At 66.2% G+C, this 16,093-nt stretch carries 17 protein-coding genes and 2 pseudogenes; 10 read left to right on the top strand and 9 right to left on the bottom strand.

What is annotated here, in order from left to right:
- Positions 1-164: 164 nt before the first annotated feature.
- The 4 genes from QM721_RS01935 to dnaA all read right to left on the bottom strand — a co-directional run bounded on the left by QM721_RS01935 (position 165) and on the right by dnaA (position 5,015).
- Positions 165-662 carry a DUF721 domain-containing protein gene (locus tag QM721_RS01935; RefSeq protein ID WP_415118439.1) on the bottom strand — a complete coding sequence of 166 codons (498 nt, stop codon included), beginning with the start codon at positions 660-662 and terminating at the stop codon, positions 165-167.
- Positions 646-1,836, bottom strand: a complete 1,191-nt coding sequence (gene recF, locus QM721_RS01930; protein WP_415118437.1) for a DNA replication/repair protein RecF — start codon at positions 1,834-1,836, stop codon at positions 646-648. Before recF ends, QM721_RS01935 begins: the two co-directional genes overlap by 17 nt.
- 134 nt (positions 1,837-1,970) lie before the next feature.
- Positions 1,971-3,131 carry a DNA polymerase III subunit beta gene (gene dnaN / locus QM721_RS01925; protein ID WP_415118435.1) on the bottom strand — a complete coding sequence of 387 codons (1,161 nt, stop codon included), beginning with the start codon at positions 3,129-3,131 and terminating at the stop codon, positions 1,971-1,973.
- A 483-nt stretch (positions 3,132-3,614) separates the two neighbouring features.
- Positions 3,615-5,015 (bottom strand): chromosomal replication initiator protein DnaA, encoded by a 1,401-nt coding sequence (gene dnaA / locus QM721_RS01920; RefSeq protein WP_415118433.1) that lies wholly within the window; start codon positions 5,013-5,015, stop codon positions 3,615-3,617.
- 328 nt (positions 5,016-5,343) lie between these two features.
- On the opposite strand from dnaA, the gene rpmH reads away from it, so the two are divergent.
- The 9 genes and pseudogenes from rpmH to QM721_RS01875 all read left to right on the top strand — a co-directional run.
- Positions 5,344-5,481, top strand: coding sequence for a 50S ribosomal protein L34 (rpmH, locus tag QM721_RS01915; protein ID WP_105186735.1), 138 nt, complete (start codon positions 5,344-5,346; stop codon positions 5,479-5,481).
- 22 nt (positions 5,482-5,503) lie between these two features.
- Positions 5,504-5,836 (top strand): ribonuclease P protein component, encoded by a 333-nt coding sequence (gene rnpA, locus QM721_RS01910; RefSeq protein WP_415118431.1) that lies wholly within the window; start codon positions 5,504-5,506, stop codon positions 5,834-5,836.
- Positions 5,833-6,111 (top strand): membrane protein insertion efficiency factor YidD, encoded by a 279-nt coding sequence (yidD, locus tag QM721_RS01905; protein WP_415118429.1) that lies wholly within the window; start codon positions 5,833-5,835, stop codon positions 6,109-6,111. The genes rnpA and yidD overlap by 4 nt, the downstream gene beginning before the upstream one ends.
- Positions 6,112-6,173: 62 nt before the next feature.
- The gene (gene yidC, locus QM721_RS01900; protein ID WP_415120086.1) at positions 6,174-7,250 is read left to right on the top strand and encodes a membrane protein insertase YidC; all 1,077 of its coding nucleotides are present in this window, start codon (positions 6,174-6,176) and stop codon (positions 7,248-7,250) included.
- Between the two features lie 22 nt (positions 7,251-7,272).
- Positions 7,273-7,791, top strand: a complete 519-nt coding sequence (locus QM721_RS01895) for a protein jag (protein WP_415118427.1) — start codon at positions 7,273-7,275, stop codon at positions 7,789-7,791.
- A 439-nt stretch (positions 7,792-8,230) separates the two neighbouring features.
- On the top strand, positions 8,231-8,821 hold the full coding sequence (gene rsmG / locus QM721_RS01890) for a 16S rRNA (guanine(527)-N(7))-methyltransferase RsmG (RefSeq protein WP_415120084.1): 591 nt from the start codon (positions 8,231-8,233) through the stop codon (positions 8,819-8,821).
- A 577-nt stretch (positions 8,822-9,398) separates the two neighbouring features.
- Positions 9,399-10,310, top strand: coding sequence for a ParA family protein (locus QM721_RS01885; protein ID WP_415118425.1), 912 nt, complete (start codon positions 9,399-9,401; stop codon positions 10,308-10,310).
- Positions 10,307-11,227: a ParB/RepB/Spo0J family partition protein gene (locus QM721_RS01880; RefSeq protein WP_415118423.1), complete on the top strand. Its 921-nt coding sequence runs from the start codon at positions 10,307-10,309 to the stop codon at positions 11,225-11,227. Before QM721_RS01885 ends, QM721_RS01880 begins: the two co-directional genes overlap by 4 nt.
- A gap of 106 nt (positions 11,228-11,333) precedes the next feature.
- Positions 11,334-11,675: pseudogene (locus tag QM721_RS01875) on the top strand (DUF3817 domain-containing protein); the annotation flags it as partial.
- An 18-nt stretch (positions 11,676-11,693) separates the two neighbouring features.
- Here QM721_RS01875 and QM721_RS01870 read toward each other — a convergent pair.
- Both QM721_RS01870 and QM721_RS01865 read right to left on the bottom strand, forming a co-directional pair.
- The gene (locus QM721_RS01870; protein ID WP_415118421.1) at positions 11,694-12,386 is read right to left on the bottom strand and encodes an SURF1 family protein; all 693 of its coding nucleotides are present in this window, start codon (positions 12,384-12,386) and stop codon (positions 11,694-11,696) included.
- A gap of 153 nt (positions 12,387-12,539) precedes the next feature.
- A pseudogene (locus QM721_RS01865) lies at positions 12,540-12,684 on the bottom strand (PLP-dependent aminotransferase family protein); the annotation flags it as partial.
- Positions 12,685-12,955: 271 nt separating this feature from the next.
- Between QM721_RS01865 and QM721_RS01860 the strand changes: the two are divergent.
- Positions 12,956-13,486 (top strand): GNAT family N-acetyltransferase, encoded by a 531-nt coding sequence (locus QM721_RS01860; protein ID WP_415118419.1) that lies wholly within the window; start codon positions 12,956-12,958, stop codon positions 13,484-13,486.
- 94 nt (positions 13,487-13,580) lie between these two features.
- Here the strand turns inward: QM721_RS01860 and QM721_RS01855 are convergent, their stop codons facing one another.
- The 3 genes from QM721_RS01855 to QM721_RS01845 form a co-directional block, all read right to left on the bottom strand.
- The gene (locus tag QM721_RS01855; RefSeq protein WP_415118417.1) at positions 13,581-13,904 is read right to left on the bottom strand and encodes a thioredoxin family protein; all 324 of its coding nucleotides are present in this window, start codon (positions 13,902-13,904) and stop codon (positions 13,581-13,583) included.
- A gap of 58 nt (positions 13,905-13,962) precedes the next feature.
- Complete coding sequence (gene trxB, locus QM721_RS01850; RefSeq protein WP_415118415.1) at positions 13,963-14,940, bottom strand: thioredoxin-disulfide reductase; 978 nt, start codon at positions 14,938-14,940, stop codon at positions 13,963-13,965.
- Positions 14,941-15,223: 283 nt separating this feature from the next.
- Positions 15,224-16,078, bottom strand: coding sequence for an HAD-IIA family hydrolase (locus tag QM721_RS01845; protein ID WP_415118413.1), 855 nt, complete (start codon positions 16,076-16,078; stop codon positions 15,224-15,226).
- Positions 16,079-16,093 lie beyond the last annotated feature (15 nt).

The raw sequence follows: 16,093 nt of genomic DNA, 5'->3' as shown, positions 1-16,093 counted from the left end.
GGTGTGGTCGAACCCCAATCCTGAGGGCGGACGGCGACCGATTTGTGGACAGATGGCCCCTGAATGGCCCTCTGAGCGGCGTTGCACCCGTTGACGCCCCCCCATACCCCGGACAGCGACCGTTGGCCCAACGGGTCGCTGGCCGGGCCACGGCTCGACGCGGCTCAGCCGTAGGTGTCCCGGGGGCCACGGCCGTCGCGCACGCTGCGCAGACCGTGCTTCCAACTCGGCGCGTCCGGACCCTTCACCACGATGCGCAGCACCGTGCCCTCACCGAGTTGGTCGTTCAGCCGCGCCACGATGGACGGCGCCAGCAGGCGCAGATTGGTCGCCCACGCGGTGGAGTCGGCCCGCACGTGCAGCACCCGCTGCTCGAAACCCTCGGGCACCGAATGCTCGGCGTTGGTCGGTCCGACCAGATCGGCCCACCGTCCGAGCAGGTGGTGCAGGTTCACCTCAGTCGACCAGCCGGCGTCGGCGATCAGATCGTCCAACGCTTCGCTGAGCGGCTGCGGGTCGCCGGGCTGTCGCTGCTGCTTGCCGGGCTTCGGCGCGCGAGAGGGACGCGTCGGTTTCGGCGCGGCCGGGGGGACGCCGCCCTGCGCACTGCGGGCAATCAACCGGGCGAGTTCGATACCGGCCGGGTCATGATCGGGCACCATGCACCTCGCTCCCCTGGGGCAGTTCGGTCTGATCGCTCACCACAGACTCGGCCCGCACCTCGCCCCCGCCGACGCTGAACCGGCGTCCGCCCAGCTCGCTGGGCACGTCGTCGGGCACGGCGGCGGTGATCAGCACCTGTTCGGCGCCGGCGATCATGCCCGCCAGCCGCTGCCGGCGCAGTTGGTCGAGTTCGGCAAACACGTCGTCGAGAATCAGCACCGGCTGGACGCCCTCGTCGCGCAGCAGCCCGAACGCGCCGAGTTTGAGCGAGAGGGCGAACGACCACGACTCGCCGTGCGACGCGTAGCCCTTGGCCGGCAATTCACCCAGGCCGAGCAGCACGTCGTCGCGGTGCGGCCCGACCAGGCAGACGCCGCGCTGGATCTCGTCACCGCGACGCTCCCCCATCGCCACGATCAATCTGGCCTCGATTTCGTCCTGCGACATGGTCGCGTCGGCCCCGATCGCGCAGCGGTACTCCAACCTGGCGGCGTTGTTGGTGGGTGCGATCGCGGTGTAGGCCGCGGCAGCGTGCGGAGCCAGCGCGGCCAGGGTGTCGAGCCGGGCGTGCATCAGTTCGGCACCGAATCGGGCCAGCGATTCGTCCCACACCGCCAGGGACGCATCGGCCCCGTCGCGCTGTCCGCGGCCGCGCACGCCCAGCGACTTCAACAGCGTGGAGCGTTGCCGCAGCACCCGGTCGTAGTCGGCGCGCACACCGGCCAGCCGTGGCCAGCGGGTGGTGATCAGCTCGTCCAGAAAGCGCCGGCGCTCACTTGGATCGCCCTTGACCAGGGCCAAATCCTCAGGTGAGAACACCACGGTGCGCAGCGCGCCGAGCAGTTCTCGCGGCCGACGCAACGGCGCCCGGTTGAGGCTGGCCCGATTCTGCCGGCCGGGCAGGAGCTCGATCTCGAGCACCAGTTGCCGACCGTCGTGCAGCCCGGCCTGCACCCTGGCCCGCACGATCGCCCGCTCGGCACCGTGCCGCACCAGCGGTTGTTCGGACGACACCCGGTGCGAGCCCAGCGTGGCCAGGTAGTCGATCGCCTCGACGAGGTTCGTCTTGCCCTGCCCGTTGGCCCCGGTGAACGTCGTAACCCCGGGTTCGAGAGCCACCTCGGCCACCGGGTACGACCGAAAATCGGCCAGCGACAAATGGGTGACGAACACGCCGCCAACCCTACTGGGCAGCCCGGCGCTGGCTGAGCGGGTCGAAATCCCTACCAGAAGCAGCACAGCTAAGGCCGCGACAAGCTTTCAGGTCTCGACAAGCTCGGGTCTCGACAAGCTCGACCAACGATTGCTCAGGCCGGCAGGCGCATCAGCATGATGACGTGCCGGTAGTCGGTCAGCGGCTCGCCGTCCAACTCGTTCAGCGCGGTGAGCAGGCAGGGCTTGCCCGGTGCGGTGAACGCGAAGTGCACGTAGGGGGCGTCCAGGGCCGACAGGGCATCAGAGAGGTAGTGCGGGTTGAACCCCGCCGCCGTCATGACCAGGCCGTTGCCGGTCTCGTCGGTGACCACCGCCTCGAGCGCTTCGACCGCCTGCGCCTGGTCGCCGGTGGCGGCCTCAAGGGTGATCGCCTGGTCACCGATGATCATCCGCAGCGAGGTGTTGCGTTCGGCGACCAACCCCACCCGCTTCACCGCAGCGATCACCTCGGCGGTATTGGCCCGAACGGTCAGGCTGGCCTGCACATTCATCAGGTGCCGCACCTTGGGGAACTCCCCATCGAGCAGCCGGGTGGTGATCTCGCGGACCCCGGCCGCGCCGTCGCCCTCGAAACCGATCAGCCCGTCGCCGCTACCGGTGCTGGACAGGCTCAGCGTGACCACGTCACCCGACGTCATCGACTTGGCCGTCTCGCCCAGCACCCGGGCCGGCACCAGCGCCGCCCCGTCGGTGCGCGCGCTGCCCGGGTTCCAGGTGATCTCTTTGAGCGCCATCCGGTAGCGGTCGGTGGCCAGCAACGACAGCGTGTCGCCGTCGATCTCCATGCGGACGCCGGTGAACACCGGCAGCAACTCGTCACGGCCGGCAGCCACCACGACCTGCGACACGGCGCGCGCAAAATCGTCGCTGGCGACGGTGCCGCTGGCCTCGGGCATGGTGGGCAGCGCCGGGTAGTCGTCCACCGGCAGCGTCTGCAAGGTGAACCGGGCGCTGCCGCAGACCAGTTCCATATGGGAGGCGTCCGCGGTGATATCGACCGGCTTATTGGGCAACGAGCGGGCGATGTCGGCCAGCAGCCGTCCGGACACCAGGGCCACACCGTCGGCGGCGACGTCCGCCTTCACGCTGATCTGAGCCGAGGTCTCATAGTCGAAGCTCGACATGACCACCTGGCCGTCGGCAGCCTTGACCAGCAGTCCGGCAAGAATCGGCACGCTCGGCCTGGTCGGCAGGCTGCGGGCCGTCCAGGCGACTGCTTCGGCGAGAACATCGCGGTCGAGGCGGATCTTCACAGGGCTCCCTTGCTCGTACTCCGGGGGGTCGATCATATCGGCAGCGGCTGGGCTGCGATCGTCTTCCACACCTTGGGGATCGGGTTACTTTGATGATTCTTTGACGAGTATCAATTCTTCGTAGTCATAGCTGCTGTGAATCCTGTGCAAAACCCACGAAACCCCTGACCAGAGCGTAGTCATGGTTGTGGATGAGAAGGGGTGCAAGTCGAAACTACACGGGGAGTAGTTGCGGACGGCCGCACACCCCGTCGGGTTTTCCACAGGGATGCGGGGCTACCACGTGTAGTTCTGCACCGACGAGTGCACGGGCGTCGACGCCTGGGTAGGAGCCGCAGAGAGGGATGTGGGGAACGCCAATTTTCGCTGGTCGCGCTTGTCGAGACCTCAGCGATGGTGCTGTGGCAGGGAGTTGCGACAGGCTCGACCGGTGGTGGTTGCGTTGAACAGGTGGGTATCGACCAATCGGTGCGAGACCGGCGACTATCGCTTGGCTGCCCGCTGCTTGACTCGGTTGGTCAGCTCGGCGACCTGGTTGTAGACCTTGCGATCCTCGCCCATCAGGTGACGGATCTTCTTGTTGGCGTGCATCACCGTGGTGTGATCGCGGCCGCCGAACGACTGCCCGATCTTGGGCAGTGACAGGTCGGTCATCTCGCGGCACAGGTACATCGCCATCTGCCGGGCCATCACGACGCCCTGGGTGCGGCTCGCCCCACACAGGTCGTCGGTGCTGATCGAAAAGTAAGCGGCGGTCTCGGACTGAATGAGGGTGGCTGTGATCGGGGTGTCGTCACCGTGCGGAATGAGGTCGCGCAGCACCACCTCGGCCAGGGTCATGTCGACCTCCTGCCGGTTCAGGCTGGCGAAGGCCGTCACCCGAATCAGGGCGCCCTCGAGTTCGCGGATGTTGGCCTGGATCTTGGTGGCGATGAACTCGAGCACGTCCGGGCCGGCGGTCAACCGCTCGGCGGCGGCCTTCTTACGCAGAATCGCGATGCGGGTTTCGAGGTCGGGCGGCTGAATGTCGGTCATCAGCCCCCACTCGAAGCGGCTGCGTAGCCGTGGCTCGAGCGCCTCCAGCGACTTGGGCGGACGATCGGAGGTGATCACGATCTGCTTCTGCGCGGTGTGCAGCGTGTTGAACGTGTGGAAGAACTCCTCCTGGGTCTGGATTTTGCTCTCCAGGAACTGGATGTCGTCGATCAGCAGCACGTCGACGTCGCGGTAGGTGCGGCGGAAGTCGGCGGTGCGGTTGTCACTGATCGCGTTGATGAAGTCGTTGGTCAACTCTTCGGTCGACACGTACTTGACCCGCCGGTTGGCGTGGTAGTTGCGCACGTAGTGGCCCAGAGCGTGCAGCAGGTGGGTCTTGCCCAGGCCGGATTCGCCGTAGATCATCAGCGGGTTGTACGCCTTGCCCGGAGCCTCAGCCACGGCGACGGCGGCCGCGTGGGCGAACCGGTTCGAACTGCCGATGACGAACGACTCGAAGGTGTACTTGGGGTTGAGCCGTCCGCCCGGGCGATCGTCGACCTGGGCGGTCGTGGTGGCCAGCGCCGGTGCCGGGGCGGAGGCTATCGGGTCGAAATCGTCATCGTCGACGTCTTCGGCTCCGGGCGCGAGCACCAACGCGATGCCGATCGGACGACCGAAGTAGCTGGTCAGTTGCCGTTCCACCCAGGTCCGCAGCCGCGACTCGACCCTTGAGCGGGTGAAGTCGTTCGGCACGCTGATGGTGAACGTGCTGTCGTGCATCGCCTCGGCCCGCGTGCTGCGCAACCAGGCACGGGAGGGGGCATCGGCCTCTGACCAGACGAACCGCCAGGCATCGTCCAGATCGTCCGACGGGCTGGCAGAGGGGGTTGCCTGGTGGTCGGGCACCTGCTCTCCCTTCCCTGCACGTTCACGGTCGACTGGTTTGTCCACACACGTTATCCACAGGGTGTGAACAAGGGTGCCTGTCAGTGGGGTGGGGCGTACCAAGGTCAACGGACGGCAACGCTAGCCCGCTGCGGGGCCATCTGCAAACCAGTTCGTGAGAAAAGTTCACCCTCTTCGGCGTGTCGTCTCGACGCGCCGTGAAAAGCCACCGGTTTGCCGAATCGGAGCACCCCCGCGTAACCTTGGTTGGTCGCCGCCAGCGATCCACCTGCGTGCGCCCGGAGTGGGCGTATCGGTTCCGCAAGACATTGAAACGGGGAGCATTTCCGTGAGCAAGCGCACTTTCCAGCCGAGCAACCGGCGTCGCAGCCGCACCCATGGGTTTCGCCTGCGCATGCGCACCCGCGCTGGGCGCGCCATCATTTCGGCTCGTCGTAGCCGGGGCCGCGCCCGTCTCGCCGGCTGACCGATTCCTGACGAGCCGTCAGGTGCTGGCCAAGGCCGAGCGGCTGCGCACCGCCGAGGAGTTCCGCACCACCGTGCGGCGGGGCGTCCGCGCAGGCCGTCCCACTGTGGTGCTGCACATGGTGCGCACCGAAAACCCGCCGTCACGGGCGGGTTTTGTGGTGTCCAAAGCGGTCGGCAATGCCGTGCGGCGCAATCGGGTGAAGCGGCAGTTGCGGCACCTGGTGGCGGCCCGCATCGACGACACACCGTTCTCCCTCGACGTGGTGGTGCGCGCGCTGCCGCAGCACGGACATCTGGCCGACGACCTGAACACGGCTTGGACGGCAACCGCGGCGAAGCTGGCGCGCACGTGAGAGCCGTTCTGATCGGCCTGCTGAAGGCCTACCGCACCTTGATCAGCCCGCTGTATGGGCCGGTCTGCAAGTACTACCCGTCGTGCTCGGCCTACGCTCTGGAGGCGGTCAGCGTGCACGGCACCTGGCGCGGGTCGGGGTTGGCCCTGCGCCGGCTGGGCCACTGCCACCCGTGGTCGCTCGGCGGGTATGACCCCGTTCCGGGCACCCCCGCCGCCGCCGACTGGGCCCGGGAACAAGCCGCGTCCGAACCCCGACTTCGAGGAGCAACGTGATTCGAATACCGCAGATCGTGCCGCTTGACCTGTGGAGCGACGTGCTCGGTGGGTTGAACACCATGATGCAACCGCTGTACTTGGCGGTCTCATGGGTGATGACGACCTTTCACTCGATGTTCGCCGCCTTTCTGGGCGCCGACAGCGGGTGGGCCTGGGCGCTGGCGATCATCTCGCTGACCGTGGTGATTCGCACCGCGCTGATTCCGCTATTCGTGCGGCAGATTCGCAGTTCGCGCAACATGCAGTTGCTGCAGCCGCAGATGAAGGTGCTGCAGGAGAAGTACGGCCACGACCGGGAGCGGCTCGGCCAAGAGACCATGAAGTTGTACAAGGACGAGGGCGTGAACCCGATGGCGTCCTGTCTGCCGCTGCTGCTGCAGATGCCGATTTTCATCGCGCTGTACCAAGTGCTGTGGAACGCGTCGCAGGGGCACGCGATCGGTGTGATGACTGTCGAACAGTCCGAATCTCTGCGCAACGCGACGATTTTCGGGGCGAAGCTGTCGGGCATCTTCTGGCCGATCACCGACGGCATCGGGGCGACTCAGATCCTGTGCGCGGTGCTGGTGATCAGCATGACGGCCGTCCTGTTCGTCACTCAACTGCAGTTGATGCGCAAGAACATGCCCCCGGAGGCGTTGACCGGGCAGTTCGCGCAGCAGCAGAAGATCATGCTGTATCTCTTTCCGGTCATGTACCTGTTCATGGGCGTGAACATTCCGGTCGGTGTGCTGCTCTACTGGCTGGTTTCGAACACCTGGACGATGGCCCAGCAGTACATTCTCATTCACAACAACCCGGCCCCCAACACTCCGGCCTACATCGACTGGGAGGAGCGCATGCGGGCCAAGGGCAAAGACCCCGACGAACTCGCCCGAAAGCGTGCCGGCAAGGGGCGAAAGACCGCGGCGCCGGCCACCCAGACCGACACCGCGACGGTCGCGAGGCAGAGCCCCGGCGGCGGGAAGCCGGGCTCGTCCAGCTCGAAGAACGGGCAGGCGTCCGGCACCGAGACGGCGTCCGGGCAGGCGGCTGTGCAGCGTCAGCAGGTGCAGCGGCAACAGCCGCAGCGTTCCAGCCGCTCGGCCCGCAAGACGGCGCAACCCAAGCCCAAGACCACCACCGGCGATGCCTGAGCCGGCTATAGGAGTGACTCAGATGACTGATCTGCAGACTGACGAAGCAACGGTCGTGACCGAGGAGCCCACCCGCTCCAAGCGTGACCAGGCGCTCGACAACGAGGGCGAGATCGCCGCCGACTACCTCGAGGAACTGCTCGACATCGCCGATCTGGACGGTGACATCGACACCTACAGCGAGGGTGGGCGTGCCCACGTGTCGATCGTCACCGAGGCCGATGTGCTGGTGGGTCGCAACGGTGAGGTACTCGAGGCCCTGCAGGAGTTGGCCCGACTGGCGGTGATGACCGAGACAGGCCATCGCTCGCGGCTGATGCTCGACGTGGCCGGACACCGCGACAAGCGCCGCAAAGAGGTTGAGGCCCTGGCCAAAGATGCGATTGCCGAGGTGCTCCAGGACGGTGACCCGGTGCGGCTGGCACCGATGAATCCCTTCGAGCGCAAGATCGTGCACGACGTGGTGGCTGCAGCCGGGCTGATCAGCGAATCCGAGGGCGAGGAGCCTCGCCGACGGGTGGTCGTGCTGCCGAAGGGCTGACCGGGCGTCGTTGGCCGAGCGCATTCGATACCCACTGTGCGCTGCCTAGACTCGTGATGATCGCGTAGTGCCCACGCCCCAGGGTTCGGCTGACGCCTGAGCTGAAGAGACGCCGGTTTTCGTTGGTCGAGCTTGTCGTTGGTCGAGCTTGTCGAGACCTGAAAGTTTGTCGTGACCTCAGTGGTGCCGCTGTGGCAGGGGTTTCGAGAGGCTCAACCGTCGGTGTGTTGTGTTGATCGGTTCGTCGCTGAGGAAGCGTGGTTTTCGTTGGTCGAGCTTATCGAGACCTGAAAGTTTGTCGAGACCCCAGTGATGCCGCTGTGGCAGGGGGTTTCGACAGGCTCAACCCGCGTTCGACCAGCGTTTTTGCAACCCCCACCACTCTCTGCTCGGCGATTGGCTCGTCTTGTGCCGGTGCAGTAGACAGGTGGTCGTGCAGATGGAACATGAGGTCTTCGGAGACTCCTACGAACAAGGACGGCAATATGTCGATATATTGGCAAGTAGAGGTGTCGACTGGGGGTTGATCGGCCCTCGTGAGGTTGATCGGCTGTGGTCACGCCATGTGCTGAACTCCGTAGCCATCGAGCAGTTGATCAACCATGGATCGTCCGTTCTCGATGTGGGCTCGGGTGCCGGGCTGCCGGGCATTCCGCTGGCGATTCTTCGGCCAGACCTCACAGTGACGCTGCTGGAGCCTTTGCTGCGGCGAGCCAATTTTCTTACCGAAGTGGTGGACGAACTCGGCCTGGCCGAGCGGGTTAGCGTGGTGCGTGGACGCGCCGAGGACCAGGACCAGACCTATCAGGTGGTGACCTGCCGTGCGGTGGCCGCGTTGCCGAAGTTGCTCACGTGGTGCCTGCCGCTCGTGGCGCCACACGGTCAGTTGCTGGCAATCAAGGGCGAGAGCGCCGAGCAGGAATTGATCGACGTGCAGGGCACGCTGCGCAAGCGCCGACTGACCGGACAGGTGCTTTCGGTGGCGGCACATACCGATGCGGAGCCCACCTGGGTCGTGCGGATTCGCTAGAGGAATGCGCTGACTTTCGTTGGTCGAGCGTGTCGAGACCGCGAGCGGTGTGCTCTCGCCATGGGTTTCGACAAGCTCAACCAGCGTTGGTTGAGCGTGTCGAGACTGCGAGCGGTGTGCTCTCACTATGGGTTTCGACAGACTCAACCAGCGTTGGTCGAGTGTGTCGAGACCGCTAACGGAGTGCTCTCACTAAAGGTTTCGACAGGCTCAACCAGCGTTGGTTGAGCCTGTCGAGACCGCGAGCGGTGTGCTCTCGCCATGGGTTTCGACAGGCTCAACCAGCGAGGGGTGGGCCGTTGATGAATGGATGAAGTGCTGGCCGTCGTGGGCTGGGCGAATGCAGAAGAAGCCTCGGCGCGGCGGAGACCCGGTGCTCGCCCGTCCTCTGTATTCACGGGGCGCGCCATCGACGGTCTCGGGGAGGTCTTGCGTGACGCGCACGGTATGAACCACACCATGGGTGCGGCCGCGGATAGGCTGAGAAGTCGAAATCGCTCAACATCACGAGAGGACTGCGCGTGACCATTGGTCCATCGGTTTCACGTGAAACAGCGGCTGGTCGAAGGACGGCGCCATGACCCAATCAGCGGTTCCCCGACGCATCGCGTACGACGAACCGGAGTTCACTCCCCCGCCGGTCGAACTACCGGACGCCTCGGTTCCACGTGAAACAGGCCCACTACCGGCTCCGGACGTGACGCGGACGATGGTGATCGCCAACCAGAAGGGCGGCGTAGGTAAGACCACCACGGCAGTCAACGTGGCTGCGGCTCTCGCACATGGTGGACTACGGGTGCTGGTCATTGACCTCGACCCGCAGGGCAATGCGTCCACCGCTCTCGGTGTTGACCATAACGCGGGAACCCCTGGAACGTACGAGGTCTTGATCGAGGGCGACGCCATCGATCAACACGTGCAGCAGTCGCCGGAAGCGAACAACTTATGGGTGTTGCCAGCCACGATCGACCTGGCTGGGGCCGAGATCGGCCTGGTCGACATCGCCGGTCGTGAAAGTCGATTGCTGCGTGCCGTCGAACAACTACTGCAGCGGCGCCGACTCGACTACATCTTGATCGACTGCCCTCCTTCGCTGGGTCTGCTCACCCTCAACGCTCTGGTGGCGGCCGAAGAACTCCTGGTGCCCATTCAGTGCGAGTACTACGCGCTCGAAGGCGTCTCGCAGTTGCTGCGCACCATCGACCTGGTCAAAGGCTCAATGAACGATCGGCTGCGGCTCTCGACCATCGTGTTGACCATGTACGACGCTCGCACCCGACTGTCGGCTCAAGTAGCGGCCGAGGTGCGCACTCATTTCAGCGCCGAGACCCTGCGCACCGCTATCCCCCGCTCGGTGCGGGTATCTGAAGCCCCCAGCTACGCACGAACCGTCATCACCTACGACCAGGCATCGGCCGGCTCACGGGCCTACCAGGCGGCTGCCGAAGAGATCGCCCAACGGGGTGCGCCACCGAAAGGACAGTCATGACCGTCACCAAACCACGCCCAGGGCTGGGCAGAGGGCTCGGAGACCTGATTCACCGCACTGACCCTGCGCTGGAGCCCAAGCGCACCGAACCGTTGGCGGTGGAGCCGCCGCAGGGTTCGCACTACGCCGAGTTGCCGGTGAGCAGTATTCGGCCGAACCCCAAGCAGCCGAGGCAGGTCTTCGACGAGGACGCCCTGGCCGAGCTGGTGGCGTCGATCAGTGAAGTGGGGCTGCTGCAGCCGGTGGTCGTGCGGCCGCTCGGCGACGAGCAGTACGAGCTGGTGATGGGCGAGCGGCGGCTGCGCGCCACCCAGGCGGCGGGGCTGGATACGATTCCGGCGATCGTGCGGCCGACTCAGGAGCACGACCTGTTGCGGGACGCCCTGCTGGAGAACCTGCATCGGGCACAGCTCAATCCGCTCGAAGAGGCGGCCGCGTACCAGCAGCTCCTCACCGACTTCGGCTGCACGCAAGAAGAGCTGTCGGTGCGCATCAAGCGCAGTCGTCCTCACATCAGCAACACGATTCGGTTGCTCCAACTACCGGCTCCGGTGCAACGCCGGGTTGCGGCCGGGGTGCTCAGCGCGGGGCACGCCCGGGCGATTTTGGCGCTGGGCGATCCGCTGGCCATGGAACGCCTCGCGCAACGGGTGGTCGCTGAGAATCTGTCGGTGCGGGCGGTGGAAGAGATCGTGGCGTTGGCAGACCAGGGCACCGACGCGCGACCCCGCACGCGGATCGTCCGTGATCCCAGTGAGCGGGCTACCACGCTGGTCGAGCGGCTGGTCGAGCGGCTGGACACCCGGGTCAGCGTCGTGATGGGCGCCAAGGGCAAGGGACGCATCGTGATCGACTTCGCGGGCGACGACGACCTGGACCGGCTGACCGGGCTACTGGCGGTAGAGAACTCGATCTAACCATTCGGATACTTGTGTCTTTATCGACAAATAATCGTGATCGTCGATTGGATCGTGCCGCCACCGATGCCACGTCGCAGGTAGCCTCGGCTGCGTGATGACCGCCGATGACGTTCCCGCCGTCCGAACAGCGCTGCTGCGCTACCGCATCATGGCGTGGGTGGTCGGAGTGCTGCTGGTGGTGTTGGTGTGTGTCGGCGTGCCGCTGAAGTACCTGGGCAATAACGACACGGTCGTGGTGTGGACGGGCGTGCCGCACGGGTGGCTCTACATGATTCTGCTGATCACCGCCTACGACCTCGGACGCCGAGTGAACTGGCCCTGGCTACGGTTGATACTGATCGCCCTGGCCGGAACAGTGCCGTTCTTGTCGTTCATCGCCGAGCGCTACGCCACGAGGGACGTGCAGGCTCGACTGGCCGCTGTGGAGCAGCTCCCCTCGGCGTGATTCGTCGGGAGTCGATCGTCACTGGCTCGGGGTGCTCTTCGTGGCCATGCTTTGGGCGATCCGGATGCTCATGCCCAGGCCGAACAGGGCGAATACCCACCATTGCAGGGCGTACCCGCTGTTGCGCCACGAGCCCTCACCGGTGGGCAGCGTCACCGCTGCCGGCTGCAACCCCTGAGCCGTAGCTGCGCTGGCGTCGAGGGTGATGAAGCCCGGCATCAACGGCTTCGGCCAGAGCTGGGCGAGTTGGGCCAGGCGCACCGAACCCAGATCGTAACCCGTAGTCAATGGATGGTCGGCAGCGGCCTCCGAAGGCAGGAACAACCCGGTCTCGGTGCGTTCGCCGGTGGGCACCGGGGGAGCGGAGGCACCCTGGGCGACAGTTCCCCGGACAATCGGCAGCACCCGGCCGTCCGACAGTTGAAAACCAGAAAGCACCCGCACCACACCGTCTTCACCCAGCACCAGCACCTGCTCGCCGGCCAGGTAATGGCCCTGCACGGTGACCGGCTTGCCATAGATGTCGCCCACCGTGCCGTCGGCCCCGACCTGGCCGAGCAGCGGTACCGGTGACTGCTGCGTCCGGGCCTGCACCGACGCATTGCCCTGGTCGGTGAACACCTGCAACTGCCAGAAGCCGAGCCAAGTCATCACCGCCGCGGCGACCACTCCGACGGCGATGACCAGTGCCTGCCTGGCGCGCAGCGACATGTCAACCAGGGCCTTCGCCTGCCAGGCAGGCCTTGGCGTGCAGCACCGGACGGGAGCACGGGTCGCCGAAGTCCATTCCGGAAGCCTCGAGGTCCAGCGGCACCAACGACGTCTCGGTCATGCCCGGGGCCACGACGGCCTCGCCTATCGCCGCGCGGGGCAGGTCGGCGATGTTCGGCATGCCGCCGGCCAGCGACACCACCTCGGGCCGGTTGGCCACCGAAAACAGAGCGCGCACGGCCGACACGGTGAGCGCGTGAGTATGTTCGGCGTCGTTGTCGAGCCACGGGTCGAACACCGTGTCACGAAGCACGACGGGTTGCGGCTGGCTCACCCGCCCAGCTTAAGAGATTCCGCACGTAGGGCTGTCGAGTTGGGCGCCCAGTCGTGGATCAAGTCATAGCCAGCCACCTGAGGCAAACTTCTGGGGAGGCGCTGGTCGATCTGGTCGATACCTCGGTCATTACGCTGTGGCTAGGGGTTTCGACCAGCTCAACCGGCGGTGGGCGCATTGATTCAGCATTTCCCTAGGATGACCTTGTCTGCGTCTAACGGCAGGAGGCCTGGCGATGGTCGGTCTTGAGTTGGTCACCCCGGCGATGGTGCGTGCTCTGGCCTGCCCCTACTGCACCCGGGTTCAGCCCCACGACCTGGCCGGTCAGCGGGCCGCGCAGGCGGCTTGGGGCTGGAGCGGCGCTCTGGCGACCGAGGGCGAACGGGTGGTGGGCCTGCTGCTCGTGCACCCCGACGGCTCGGGCTCGCGACCCGCCGCGCTGATCTCGGCCCTGTGGGTGGCGCCGGGCCATGTCGGCGCAGGGGTCGGACGGGCACTCGTGGGCACCGCAGCCGCCGGGCTGATCAGGGCGCGGGTGGGTGTGCTGCAAGCCCGCTCGGGGGTGCCCGCAACTTGCACCGCGCCGCCGGCCGGGTTTCTGCTGGCCACCGGTTTCGCACCCACCGCGAATGCCTCGCGTTGGCGGCTCGACCTCGACACCACGGTGCGAGCGCCGCTGGAATCGATGCTCGACCGCTTGGGACGGTTGATGCAGGCCGTCCGTCCAATGGCTCCTCCGGAACCGGCCCGGCGCAGCGCCCCTTGACCGGTCAATGCTGCAGTCGTTGCCACTGAACGGCCGCCGGTAGCCGACGGCGACGACGCGGGCTCGCCCGGCGGAAAATCAGCGCTTCGTCAGCTCAGATGAACTCTTCGATCGCCCGGACCAGGGCCGCCTTGGTCTTGCCGCCGGTGAACTGCTTGACCAACTCGCCGCCCTGGAAGATCTGAATGGTGGGCAGGCCCAGCACGCCCTGTTCGGTGGGCACCCGCGGGTTGGTGTTCGTGTCGAGTGAGTAGAACCCCATGCGATCGCCGAACTCACCGGCCAGCTCGTCGATGATCGGGGCGATCTGACGGCACGGGGCGCACCAGTCGGCCCAGTAGTCGACCAGCACCGGTTTGTCGGCGCGCACGACCAGTGCCTCGAAGGTGTCGTCGGTCACGGCGGTGACTTCGGCCATGGGGTTCCTCTCGATTGTGGGGTGACCGGCACGTCAAGCTGTGCCGACAGCGTTCGGATCAGACGTTAGCGCCGAGTTCGGACAGTTCGCCAAGGTCGCCGAGGTCGATCAGCTCGGCCAGGTAGCGCTCGGCGTCCAGTGCCGCCGAGCAGCCGGTGCCGGCAGCGGTGATGGCCTGCCGGTAGGTGTGGTCGACCAGGTCGCCGGCGGCGAACACGCCCGGCAGGTTCGTGTGGGTGGTGCCCGGCCGCACCAGCACGTAGCCGGCCGGGTCGAGCTCGACCTGGCCCTGCACCAGGGCCGAGCGCGGGTCATGGCCGATCGCGATGAAGCAGCCCTGCACGGCCAGCTCCCGCTGCTCGCCGGTGGCGGTGTCGGCCAGTGTGATCGAGGTGAGCGAGGGGTCGCCGTTCAGCGACGCCACAGCGGAGTTCCAGGCGAAGCCGATCTTCGGGTCGGCCTGCGCCCGGGCGATCATGATCTTGGAGGCCCGCAGCTCGTCGCGGCGATGCACCACGGTGACCGAGCTGGCGAAGCGCGACAGAAAGGTCGCCTCTTCGAGAGCCGAGTCGCCGCCGCCGATCACCGCGATGTCTTTGTCGCGAAAGAAGAAGCCGTCGCAGGTGGCGCACCAGCTCACCCCGCGGCCGCTCAGGTCGTCCTCGCCCGGCACGCCGAGACGGCGGTAGCCGGAGCCCATCGCCAAGATGACCGCCTTGGCGTGGTGCACGCCACCGGCGGAGTCTGTGACGGTCTTGATCACGCCGGTGAGATCGACCTCGACGATGTCGTCGGTGACGATCTCGGCGCCGAACCGTTCGGCCTGGGCGCGCAGATTGCCCATGAGGTCGGGGCCCATGATGCCCTCGGGAAAGCCGGGAAAGTTCTCTACGTCGGTGGTGTTCATCAAGGCACCCCCCGATTCGACGGCGCCCTCGAAGACCAGCGGGTGCAGGTCTGCCCGGGCAGCGTAGATGGCGGCGGTGTAGCCGGACGGACCGGAACCGATGACGATGACTTCGCGAACCTCAGACATGCACTACCTCGTGGGTTGTGAGAACGACCAGCACAGCCTAACCGGCCGCTGTCGTCTGAAGAACGAGACCCGCGTGGTGGCTATTCCCCCAGCCGGCCATCGCCGATCAACTTCGGGTGGCAGGGGCGGAAAGGAATCACCATGGTGGAGACATATGTCAAGACCCGCATCGCGGTCGAGTCGTTTGTGTGGCGGCAGGCCGAACTGGCAACTCGCAGTGAGTACCGCTCGGTGTGGCTCGTGCTGATCGGCATGCTCGCCGGCAAGCACGGCTTCAGTCGGCTCAGTTGTCTTCGGTCCAGCCCAGCTCGGACCAGACGGCCCGGGGGATGAGCCGGTCGATCCGGTCGAGCACGTAGCTGGGCCGGTGCTCGTCGGTGAGCGCACGGACGTCGTCGGCCGTCGCCTCGCCGGTGAGCACCAGGCCCGAGACCATGCCTGCATCGAGCGCCATGCGAATGTCGGTCTGCAGCCGATCGCCCACCATCACCGAGTGTTCGAGGCGGGCGTCCAAGCCCTGCATGGTGACCTGCAGCATGATCGGGTCGGGCTTGCCCAGCGAACGCACGCACCTGGTGCGGGTGCAGGCCTCGATCGCTGCCGTGATCGAGGCACAGTCGGGTTCGCCGCGTCCGCCGGGAAAGGGGCAGAACCGGTCGGGGTTGGTCTCGATCAGAAAGGCCCGCCGGTGGTACCAGATGGCGTCGAAGGCGATCTGCAGCTTGCGGTAGTCGAAGCTGCGGTCGTAGCTGGCGATCACGATGTCGATCTGGGCCGGATCGTCGCTGAGCCGGAACCCGGCCTCGGTCAGCGCCCGGTGCAGCGGCTCTTCGCTGATCGGGAACAACACCGCGTCGGGGTGATTGGCCAGCAGCCACCGGGTGGTGGTGACGATCGTGTTCGCGATGTCCTCGACCGGGGTGGGCAGCCCGAGGTCGGTCAACATGCGGGCGTACATCGCGGGGTCTTTGGTCGCGTTGTTCGACAGGTAGCGAATGGGTATGTCGCGCCGGCGCAACTCGGTGATCGCCCGGGCGGCACCGGGCAGCAGGTGGTCGCCCAGGTAGATGGTGCCGTCCAGATCGAAGATGTACGCGTCGTAGAACTCGATCGGGGCGCGAAGTACGTCGGTGGACACGTCGAAGCCCTCTCA

The sequence above is a fragment of the Micropruina sp. genome, assembly GCF_047602085.1.
GTDB lineage: Bacteria > Actinomycetota > Actinomycetes > Propionibacteriales > Propionibacteriaceae > Micropruina.
Note: the sequence above shows the minus strand (reverse complement) of the source record. Positions and strands in the feature narration are given on the sequence as shown.

What these genes read in the sequence shown, in the direction of transcription:
- QM721_RS01895 (WP_415118427.1), top strand. Translation starts at nt 7,273, where the DNA reads ATGACTGATCTGCAGACTGACGAAGCAACGGTCGTGACCGAGGAGCCC.
- QM721_RS01885 (WP_415118425.1), top strand. Translation starts at nt 9,399, where the DNA reads ATGACCCAATCAGCGGTTCCCCGACGCATCGCGTACGACGAACCGGAG.
- QM721_RS01880 (WP_415118423.1), top strand. Translation starts at nt 10,307, where the DNA reads ATGACCGTCACCAAACCACGCCCAGGGCTGGGCAGAGGGCTCGGAGAC.
- QM721_RS01935 (WP_415118439.1), bottom strand. Translation starts at nt 662, where the DNA reads ATGGTGCCCGATCATGACCCGGCCGGTATCGAACTCGCCCGGTTGATT.
- QM721_RS01860 (WP_415118419.1), top strand. Translation starts at nt 12,956, where the DNA reads ATGGTCGGTCTTGAGTTGGTCACCCCGGCGATGGTGCGTGCTCTGGCC.
- QM721_RS01870 (WP_415118421.1), bottom strand. Translation starts at nt 12,386, where the DNA reads ATGTCGCTGCGCGCCAGGCAGGCACTGGTCATCGCCGTCGGAGTGGTC.
- rsmG (WP_415120084.1), top strand. Translation starts at nt 8,231, where the DNA reads ATGGAACATGAGGTCTTCGGAGACTCCTACGAACAAGGACGGCAATAT.
- trxB (WP_415118415.1), bottom strand. Translation starts at nt 14,940, where the DNA reads ATGTCTGAGGTTCGCGAAGTCATCGTCATCGGTTCCGGTCCGTCCGGC.
- yidC (WP_415120086.1), top strand. Translation starts at nt 6,174, where the DNA reads ATGATGCAACCGCTGTACTTGGCGGTCTCATGGGTGATGACGACCTTT.
- QM721_RS01855 (WP_415118417.1), bottom strand. Translation starts at nt 13,904, where the DNA reads ATGGCCGAAGTCACCGCCGTGACCGACGACACCTTCGAGGCACTGGTC.